Below are 2605 nucleotides of genomic sequence, written 5' to 3' on the forward strand. Positions count from 1 at the left end.
AGTACCGCAAGGCCGCCACCCGGTACGACAGGCTCGACGAGACCTTCCTGTCCAACCTCATGCTCGTCCTCATTGCCATCTACCTCAAGGACACCACCAAAACCAGATTAGAGTAAACACACCCTAGCTTGCAACGGTAGTGGGCATGTCGATACACGACCATCATCAGCGCATCCGCGAGACGGTGCGCACCGTCTCCGACGCCGCCGCGCAATTGGCGCGCCGCCGAGTCACCGCCGTCACCGCGCTGGTGCTGGCGCTCGCATGCGTGGCCGCAGCGACGCTGACGTACGGCGTCGTGTGGCCGTCATTCGATGACGGCGCATCGTCGGCCGCGGCCGGTGCGGCCGAGGCGCCAGCCGCGTCGTCCGCGGACGGTTCGTCGACTGCGACGGCCGCCGCGCAATCCGATGACGAATCCGCGGTCGCGGACGCGTCCGCCGCATCGCCGGTCGATACGTCGCTGGCCGCGTTGGACGATCTGGGCGGGGCGGCGGCGGTGTCGACCGTCGGTTTCGACCTGCCGGACGAGTCGCTGGCCGCGTTGCAGGCCGAATTGGATACGTTCGCGTCGTACGGGTACGGCGCGTCGGTGGCGCTGGTCGACGTGACCACGGGTGCGGCGATCAGCATCGACGGCGGTACGGCCCGTTATTCGGCGTCCGCGATCAAGGGGCCGTTCGTGCTGTCGTTGGCGGCGAGCGGCACGATCGACGCCGATGCCGCCGTCGCCGCCGCGACCTACGAGGACGACTACGTGCGTCAGCTGGTCGAGGCGACCGTCACCGTGTCCGACAACGACGCATACGCGACGCTGTTCGAAACGTACTGGTCGGATGCGATCGAGCAGTGGGCCGCCGAATCTTCGGTGACGGCCCCGATCGCCGGTGCCGAATATCTCGACATCTCCGCGATCGACATGGCCCGCCTGTGGACGATGGGCTATGGCTACCTGTTCGCCGACGACGCCGATGCCGCTGATGAGTCTGCCGACGGTTCCTCCGATGCCGCCGTCGTCGCCTCCGCGTCGGACGGTGCCGAGTCCGGTCGTGCGTGGCTCGCCGACGCGTTCTCGAATACGCTCAACTCCAGCATCCACATGGCGCTCGTCGGCGGCGACGATGGATCCGATGCGTCCGCCGCTGCCGATGGCGCCGCCGCCGCGACTTCCGGCACGACGGTCTACACGAAGGCCGGATGGATCAACGGCGAGGGCGGATTGTACGCGCTGAATGATGCCGGCATCGTGCGCAGCGCGTCCGGCGACTACATCCTGGCCGTGATGACCGACGCCTGCGGCGAATACGGTCTGCTGACCGACCTGATCACTCTGCTCGATTCGATCCACGCCGAGTCGATGGCCGCCTGACTCGTCGTCCGACGCTCCCGGTTCCGCCCCGAGCAAATGTCCAGCGAATCTCCAGACAGTGAATTTAGTGTGTGGGTCATGAATGGCAAAATGCAGGTGCACGGCCATTGCAATGGCCTGAAGACGACGCTGTTGTTCGCGCTGATGTGGGGCGTCATCATGCTCATCTGGGCGGCGACCGGCGCGCAGCGCGCGGTGCTCGGCATCTACATCATCATCGGTCTGGCCACCACGTTCGGATCGTACTGGTTCTCCGACAAGCTCGCCATCGCATCGATGCGCGCCCGCGAGGTCTCCGAAGCGGAGGCGCCGACTCTCTACCGTATCGTGCGCGAGCTGAGCGCCCGAGCCGGCAAACCGATGCCGCGCATCTACGTCGCGCCCACGATGAGTCCCAACGCGTTCGCGACCGGCCGCAACGAACGTCATGCGGCGGTGTGCTGCACCGAGGGCATCCTGCGGATGCTCAACGAACGTGAGATCCGCGGCGTACTCGGCCACGAGCTCATGCACGTCTACAATCGCGACATCCTCACCTCCGCCGTCGCGTCCGCGATGGCGACCGTCATCACCTACCTGGGATATTCGCTGATGTACGCCGGTGGGCGCCGCGACGACGATCGTGACGGCGATTCCGTCGGCGCGATCGGCGCGCTGCTGTGCATGATCCTCGCCCCGATCGCCGCGTCGCTGATCCAGATGGCGATCTCCCGTACCCGCGAATACGACGCCGACGAGGATGGCAGCCGACTGACCGGCGATCCGGAGGCGCTTGCGTCGGCGCTGCGGAAGATCTCGTATGGTGCGCAGAGCGAGCCGATGCCGATGACCGCCGGCACGCAGTCGGTCGCCGCGATGATGATCGCTAATCCGTTCAGCGCCGAGGGGATGTCCCGTCTGTTCTCCACCCATCCGCCGACCGAACAGCGCATCGCCCGCCTGATGGGCATGGCCCAGGAGATGCGCGCCGTGAGCCTCTACTGATCGTTTCGGGTCGGTGGCGGTTCCCGTGACCGGCATCGACTGATGCGTATCGGCGCAATCTGTTTATGGAGGGACTCCTGATGGGGTCCCTCTTCTCGTATCCGGTTGTGTTTGGTCGTGTTTCCCGTGTTTTCGACACGCCGATGGATGCCAGTGTTTGCAACGCTTCCGTGGCTGTCCGTGTGGCCCGGGGTTGCGTGGTCGGGGCGGGTCGTGTAAGTTAACTCTTCGCTGCCTCACGGCACGGGGTTC

Annotated in this window: 2 protein-coding genes; both read left to right on the top strand. The window is 65.9% G+C overall.

Annotated elements, in window-relative coordinates:
• Window positions 1-145 precede the first annotated feature (145 nt).
• The gene (locus D2E24_RS10165; protein ID WP_125969205.1) at window positions 146-1369 is read left to right on the top strand and encodes a serine hydrolase; all 1224 of its coding nucleotides are present in this window, start codon (window positions 146-148) and stop codon (window positions 1367-1369) included.
• Between the two features lie 78 nt (window positions 1370-1447).
• Window positions 1448-2353 carry a zinc metalloprotease HtpX gene (gene htpX / locus D2E24_RS10170; RefSeq protein ID WP_125969206.1) on the top strand — a complete coding sequence of 302 codons (906 nt, stop codon included), beginning with the start codon at window positions 1448-1450 and terminating at the stop codon, window positions 2351-2353.
• Window positions 2354-2605 lie beyond the last annotated feature (252 nt).

The sequence above is a fragment of the Bifidobacterium samirii genome (assembly GCF_003952945.1).
Taxonomy (GTDB): domain Bacteria; phylum Actinomycetota; class Actinomycetes; order Actinomycetales; family Bifidobacteriaceae; genus Bifidobacterium; species Bifidobacterium samirii.